This is a genomic window from Methanosarcina sp. DH2, assembly GCF_020804225.1.
Taxonomy (GTDB): Archaea; Halobacteriota; Methanosarcinia; order Methanosarcinales; family Methanosarcinaceae; genus Methanosarcina.
The window spans coordinates 240,506-247,762 of sequence record NZ_WJBI01000001.1; the positions used below are offsets into that span (position 1 = coordinate 240,506).

6 protein-coding genes are annotated in these 7,257 nt (G+C 44.0%); 1 reads left to right on the forward strand and 5 read right to left on the reverse strand.

Going from position 1 to position 7,257, the window contains the following annotated elements:
* Positions 1–217 precede the first annotated feature (217 nt).
* Both FXV91_RS01005 and FXV91_RS01010 read right to left on the reverse strand, forming a co-directional pair.
* Positions 218–547: a hypothetical protein gene (locus FXV91_RS01005; RefSeq protein ID WP_229387455.1), complete on the reverse strand. Its 330-nt coding sequence runs from the start codon at positions 545–547 to the stop codon at positions 218–220.
* A gap of 315 nt (positions 548–862) precedes the next feature.
* Entirely contained in the window at positions 863–2,758 is a 1,896-nt protein-coding gene (locus tag FXV91_RS01010) for a uroporphyrinogen decarboxylase family protein (RefSeq protein ID WP_229387457.1), read from the reverse strand.
* A gap of 1,120 nt (positions 2,759–3,878) precedes the next feature.
* On the opposite strand from FXV91_RS01010, the gene FXV91_RS01015 reads away from it, so the two are divergent.
* Positions 3,879–4,652 carry a winged helix-turn-helix domain-containing protein gene (locus FXV91_RS01015; protein WP_229387459.1) on the forward strand — a complete coding sequence of 258 codons (774 nt, stop codon included), beginning with the start codon at positions 3,879–3,881 and terminating at the stop codon, positions 4,650–4,652.
* Positions 4,653–4,777: 125 nt separating this feature from the next.
* Here the strand turns inward: FXV91_RS01015 and FXV91_RS01020 are convergent, their stop codons facing one another.
* The 3 genes from FXV91_RS01020 to FXV91_RS01030 all read right to left on the reverse strand — a co-directional run.
* The gene (locus FXV91_RS01020; protein ID WP_229387461.1) at positions 4,778–5,944 is read right to left on the reverse strand and encodes a GTP-binding protein; all 1,167 of its coding nucleotides are present in this window, start codon (positions 5,942–5,944) and stop codon (positions 4,778–4,780) included.
* Between the two features lie 67 nt (positions 5,945–6,011).
* Entirely contained in the window at positions 6,012–6,149 is a 138-nt protein-coding gene (locus FXV91_RS01025) for a hypothetical protein (protein ID WP_229387463.1), read from the reverse strand.
* Between the two features lie 289 nt (positions 6,150–6,438).
* On the reverse strand, positions 6,439–7,257 hold an 819-nt coding region (locus FXV91_RS01030; protein ID WP_229387465.1), incomplete at its 5' end, for an ASKHA domain-containing protein.

Here is a 7,257-nt window from a genome sequence, read left to right on the forward strand (position 1 = left end):
CTGTTCCTGATGTTTATGACCTGCTGGAAGCCTGATTTCTGGCTGATATTCTGCCTTCCTTAGGAATTTCGTCCGAATATCTGATCTCTTTCAGGTTTTTTATCCGGTTTAATGTTTTTCGGAAGGCTAAAAATTAAGGGGTTTGGAGGTTTTTGCTGATTTTGGACGCTACCTTTTTGGAGTTTTTCGTTCTTCTTATTTCAGATGGAAATTTCTGTTACCGGATTATTTTTTTCTTAACTGGCTGCTGAGTATCTGATGATTCAGAGGTTCTTCCTGAGCATTCGAGGTAGGTATCAGGATCTTCCATTGTAAGGTCTAGTTCTGCGGGCAGATCGGAACATCTGGAATCCGCGTAAATATCTGTGTATCCTGTCGATCCTGGAGATGAGCCCGATTCATAGTTAACAGGACTTGTTTCAATAACTGAATATCGGAAGAGGAATTTCTGAGATGAATTGTCCAGTCCAAGCTCATAGATTGCAGGGTGTACAGGACTCGAATAGAACCTCTTTTCCTCAGTTTCGGGTACTTTCTGATATCTCATCCAGTTTCACCTCTTTTATCAGGTTATTTTAAAAGGCTCTCTACTATTTTCTGGAAAATTTTTGCGTTTTTCGGCCCAAATGTGTGTATTCGTTTTTCATTTTCGTATTTCACTCTCGTATTTCACTCTCGTTTTTCTTCCTTCCCAATGCCTTTTACATCGTTTTTAGTTCGCTTGCACTTTTTGAGGCAAAGGGTACAGGAAATAGAGAGAACCTTGTTTTTTTATTTTAATAAATAAGGGGAATGGGTCGGAAGCCCATTCCGCATTTGGCAAGCCAGGCTTGCTTCTTTTTCTTAAATGGTTTCAGCGGGTTTACCCGATGATTTTCTTGTAGAGTTCCGGACCCTTTTCTGCTACTGTGTAGGTCTGGGCAGTGATGGAATCACAGGGTGCTCCGGGCGGCACTTCACAGCCGGTTGAAATCATGTACTTGGACTGCATGCCGTTTTCTTTGAGAGTGTTCAGGACGCTTTCCTGCAGGGCAATGGTGTCTGCCTTCATCTTCTGGAGGCCTTCAGGGCTGTTGTCAAGGAACAATATCGGGCTGACCTCTCCACCAAACATGGTTTTCTTACCGTGGGTGCTGATCAGGTACTTGTGATCCTTGGAACCCTTGCTGACTTCATCAGGGTAGAAGGTGTAGCTGTAGTACTCCGTGTTCCACTTGTCGATAAGATCCCAGTGAGGGACATCGGAACAGTTGTGGATAACTACTGGCTTGTTGTACTGCTTGTAGAGCGGGGCAATCCTGTTCTGCATGACCTGACCTTCGGACTTCATGTATTCGTCAGCGCTGAGGATGACGTTGTTGGTCCAGAGAGTTACCATACAGAGGTTGTCAGGCTGGGCTTCTTCGAACATTCCCTTCATTATTTCTTCTACATAGGTAGTGGTCTTGTCAAGGGCTTTGAGGACAACGTCGGGGTTTGTCCTGAGATCGGAAAGCACACGGGTTGCGCCCATAATCTGGGTGAGGGCAACCATCGGGCCTTCGATCAGGGCAGTCATGGGTGCTCCAAGGGCATGGGCTTTCTCTGTTGCAAGCTTGTTGCCCTGGATCAGATTGTAGGCACGGGTGCCTTCCTTAAGTTCGGGGACTTCGAGTTTCTCGTAGTCTTCGAGGTGGCCAACTGCTGCAGGGGTGTCTTCTTCAGGGTACCTGATGGTTGCGCCGAAGTCTGCTGCATCGACACAGAGGTCAGTCAGGCCAACGAAAGTGTCCATATTGAAGTACTTTATACCTGCTTCGACACAGTCTGCGTACTTTTCGGCGCTTGTTGAGTAATCCTTGTAAGAGCAGGGCACGAACTTTCTGGATACACCGCAGGCGAGAGGTGACACAGGGAGCCTGTCGACCTTCTTGTCCTGGAAGGCAGAGCCAAACCTCTCTGCTTTGGTCATGGTTTCCTTGAACTTCGGGACCACTGAGTTAAATTCGGCTTTGACTTTCTCAGCGGTTATGAGTCCAGTATCGATTTTCTCCCTGCCGCTCTTCTGTGCCAGGGATTCTTTATACTTCATTTTGCTTGCTGCAACTGAGGATTCGCTCCATAAGTCGGCAGGGAGTTCACTTACAAGTGAGGTAAGAGTCTCAACTGCTGTGCTTGCATCAAGGGCTGTGCCGTCTGCGCCAATGGTATCTGCAAAAGCCTGTGAAACAGGTGCACCGCCGACCATGACAACGAGGGAGTCTCTGATCCCCTCTTCCTGGAGTTGTTCGATAACAGTTTCCATGCCACCCATTGTTGTGGTCATAAGCGTGCTCATTGAGATTGCAGTTGCCTTCTTCTCCTTTGCGACTTCTGCAAACTTATCAAGAGGCACGTCACAGCCAAGGTCGATCATGTTAAAACCGGCTGCAGTCATCATGGTCTTGACAAGGTTCTTGCCAATATCGTGCACATCCCCTTCAACGGTACCGATTATCACATTTCTGGGGGTAGAGGTTCCGTCCAGTTTAATATAGGGAGTAAGGATGTCCATGCCGGCATACATCGCATCTGCTGCGAGTAGAAGGCTGGGGACAAAGGCCTCTCCCTTCTCGTACATATCACTGATGATCTTCATGCCTCTTGCAAGGCCGTCAACAATTGCTTCATATGCATCGAGCTCTTCATCAAGGGCTCTCTGTGAAAATTCTTCTGCAAGTTCGTCATCGCCGTCTACAACAGCATCCGCTAAAGCGTTCAAAATATCTTCTTTTGCCATAAAAAAATCTCCTTTTTTGTGAAGGATCCATCAGTCAGTTTTCTGCCTGTTCTTCCGGATCTCTATTTACTTTTTTAGGTCCTTAACGGGTTCCACAGCCCGTCAATTCTCTAAATCCACTGTTATACTCCTTAATCCACAAGATGACCATTCTCCTGAAAATCAATGTCTTCCAGCCGCGGTACAAACCGGAATTTTCCCTGAATTTATTACAGGTTATTCTTTCCTTTCAGGCTTAAATGGTCACTATTGACAAATTAACTCAATGGTATATAGCTTAACCGACGTTGCTTTTTGACCCAATGGCAATTTTTTCCCTCCCCGTAAAATATAGTTTTCTTCATATTTTGTATGGGCCGGATTTTTATCGAGGTTCTCTTATTTCAGGGTCAGGGGAAATTTGCTGTCCTTTACCTTTTACACTCACAGCCTCTTTGCAAGCGTGAGATTTTTACCTGGGTGGATAGAAAATTTTCTTCCGCTGGAAAATCAAAGGCTATTGAATATTGAAGGGGTATGTAAAAATGAGGGGTATTGAAAATTTGAAGGTAATGATCGAAGAGTGTACGGATTGAGGAGTCACAGAAGCCGGACAGCCTGTTGGATATAAACAAGTCTGTTGATCCGCTCCTTTGAGCTCACAGTATTTATATGATTTGGTGTAAAAGCAGATATTTTATTTCTTAGTACGCTGAAAACGGTAGAATATCCCTGACGTTTGCTTTATAGCTTTTGATTTTCTGCTTATTATGATAATTTAAATATAATATCTGTAATTTGTGTTATGCTCATCAGAATCAAAATTCAAATATAATAGTTGTAATATAATTGATATGGTTTTGATCTAAAGAGGTTTTCACTTTTAGATTATATTCACCTGAAAATATGTGCGTAACACTCCTTGAATGCAAAGGTGCTACAACAAGAGCTAAAGTTTCAAAACCTTTATTATAAGGTTAATATGGTGCATCCTGAAAAACACTGGACTTGTCCGGTAACGCTCTTGGCTAAATGCTGAAACTATCCTTCCCGGAAGATAATGAGGCGGGTTTATGGGTAAAGCTCCGGAAAACGATAGTCCGGCTTAATGTAACAGATGCAGGTTGGAAGCTGATAAAAAATGAGTTCCCTTATAGACTTGATTTTCTTCTCTGAAAAGAGAAAGAATCTCCTTGTTCAGTTAGCTAATGGCCCGATGTATATTGACGAGATCAAGGACACTCTTAATGTAAAGGCATGTGCGGTAATGCCGCAGATAAAAAAACTAAAAGATATGGATATCATTGTGCAGAAGGGAAATATCTATGAACTTTCTGACATCGGGGAAGTTATAGTTGAGAAGATGATCCCACTTACTTCTCTCCTGGATGTTTTTGATGGAAACAAGGACTACTGGTCAAAACATGACAGGTCTCCTATTCCAAGGCATCTGATACAAAAGATGGACATGCTGGGGAAATGTACTCTGGATGAGCCTGACCTGGACCACCTTTTTGAATTCCCAAGACATTTGCGGGATAGACTGGACAACTCAAAGACTCTCACGTCTTTTTACTCTTATTTCTGCCCTGATTGCCCTTCTATTCAGGCAAGCTGTGCAGAGAAAGGGGCTGAAGTGCGCCTTATCCTTGATGAAAAGGTCTATAACAGGTTGAAAAACGACTTTGAAGAGGAACACAATACCTGCGTGAAAAACAGGGTTTCTCTTTACATTTATTCCGGCAAGGTAAGACCTTCTTCCTTCATGGTCACGGATAACTTCATGCTGTTGAAGCTCTTTGGAAAAGATGGAGAGTTTGACCACAGAAAGATCATGAGTTTTACCCCAAGCGCTCTGGAATGGGGCAACGAACTTGCCCAATATTATATAGACCGCTCGGAGAAAATAAATTAAAAAGCATTAAAAACGATTAATCAGGAATTATCTCCTTACAATTATTCACGGAACTTCGGGAGAAATATTCCGGAAGAAGGAAGCAAGGGAAACTTTTCACTTACTCACCTTTCCTCTTTTTCATTTCATTCTTTTCTGCCTTTAATGCTCACGATCCTCTGTATGTGTTCTTGCTTATTTTCGTGATGACCATGCTCGTGCTTATGATCATCTTCGTGGTTGTGTCCATGCCTGGCTTTATGTACATCTATTCCCCTTTTCCCAAAGGTCTCCTGCACCGAGCTATTCACAGCATTTTTCAGAGCGCCCTTGTCAACGTTTGAAACTGCAGAGAGGATCTTGAATGTCGGGACAGCTCCTTCTTTTGACTTAATGATATCTTCCTGGGGCTCTTCGTAATAGATGGTAACACTCTGTTTTACAGTTTCCAGCCCATTGTCCAGGAAGAGTTTGATGTGCCCTACAAATTCGGGGTTTAGCTCCAGAACCTTTTCTTTTATTGTATTCATTAATTCAATAGTGAGCTCCCTGGCTGCTTCCGTGCTCAGATTTTCTCCGTCCTTAATTGCAAACTCTGCAGCATAGCTGCCAACTCCGGAGGCTTCAATGGAATCTTCGGTTTCCTGAGGTTCAGAAGGTCTGAACTTTTCTCCTGTGGCGGCTACTTGAGGTTTTTCCGAAACTTCCTTGATATCAGGGAGAACCACCTGCATGAAACTTTCAAATCTCTCCCCTGTATCCTTTCCTGAAAGCAGGATCACCCTGGCTTTTGGATTCAGCTGCTGTACCGAAGCTTCGAGGATCGGGATCCGGATAGGTTCAATCAGGTCCACCTTGTTTATCCCCAGAATCTCGGCATCTATAATCTGCCTCATCGCAAATTCTTTTACCTCTTTCATCAGGTGCTTGAAACGGCTGCCATCGATCAGGGTCACAAGGGGAGCGATTTTTACTTCCTCTCCAAGATTCATAAGCTCGACTTCGTTCCTTATAATATGTGGGAAAGCAATTCCTGTGGGCTCGATCATCAGGACATCGGGTTTATACTCTTTTGCAAGGAGAGTGATTGTCGTTCTCAGCCCGACTTTAAGAGAGCAGCAGATGCAACCGCTTGTGATCTCCTTGGTATCGAATCCGAACCTTTTGATCACGTCCCCGTCAATCCCTATTTCTCCGATCTCATTTACGATAATAGCAACTTTTTTCCCTTTCTCTGCCAGGTACTTGCCCATATTGATAATGGTGGTTGTTTTCCCGCTTCCCAGGAAACCTCCCACAACAATGACATCCACTATTTTTTCCTCCGTTTTCTGCCGCTTCTGTCGCTTTCTGCTTATTGTACCTTTCTTTTTATCTTCATTAAAAGTAGAGTAAAACCCTATCCTTTAATTCAGGGAATCTAAATGTCAACTTTTCTATTCTCAAACTATATTGTTTTATCTCTAAGTTGGGGTTTATCAAAGTCTTTTCTGTGTCTCTCAAATCCTTTTCTGACATCTATTGCCTCCGAGTTTTCTTTGCTTTCAGAGTAGAAAAGACCGAAATCAAAAGAAACATAAAAAAGTTAAAAATTAAAACTAGCTGAACAGACTTTGTGTATGCAAATAAAACAAACTTTATGTGTGCAAGTAAAAAAACCGTGGTTTGAAGGTAAATTTTTACCCTTTACTTAATCGAGACCCTTGACATGAATAAATTAAGCAGGAAGTTACGTGGTTTTAGCCCCGTCGCAGCCTGCTCCGTGTTTAATTTCAATAAATTGCTCTGACCTTCTTTTGTTTCCTTCTCAGATTCCTGCAACAGTCAGGTTTTCCCATTTGAATCTGTCATCAGGGCAGGCATGCAGGCAGCGCTGGCAGTTTGCTCCGTCACAGAGGTCGGTCCTTATTTTCACAAGCCCGTTATCTTCCATTCTCAGTGCCCCAGTCGGGCATACCTTTACACACTTCTTGCAGCCCTGGCAGTCCTCAATGACCATGGTAAGGTAGGTCCCGACTTTCTCAAGCACTTCAAGCCCTTCTTCTCCGAGTACAGGAATATCCCTTTCAACCTGACGGTCTATTTTCAGGATAGTCGAAGGCTCGCCGATCATGGGGAGTTTTTTCTTTTTCAGGAACTTCTGGAGCATCTTGAATGCCATACCCTCGTTCCAGTAAGCAAGTTCAAGCAAATAGGCTTCCTTAAAAGCTTCGGATGTTGCGAACATCACATGCGTGCCCAGGATTTCCTTTGCAATCGCCTGCAGTTCCCATAACCTGTCTTCAGAAAGCAGGATCTCTTTTGCAACCGTAAGAGAGGTGTTCCCTATCTGGGAGACATAGTTTGCGTTATAAGGGATCATCCCTACCTGGTGGGCTTTTGCGGCATCCATGTAAGTCCCGGCAGCTCCTGACATATGAGCTATCTTGAGGTCTTCCATCTCAATGCCTGCAGCTGCACAGAGCGTAATGTGCCCTGCTCGGAGTGCACCTATAGCTCTTCCGGCTGCAATAAGGTCTTTTTCCGTAAACTTACTTCCGTCCTGGAGGTGAATGATCTTCTCAGGAGTCTGAATTTGTGGCAGGACTTTCCGCTGGTTCCTCATCCCGGCTTCGATAAGGGCGAT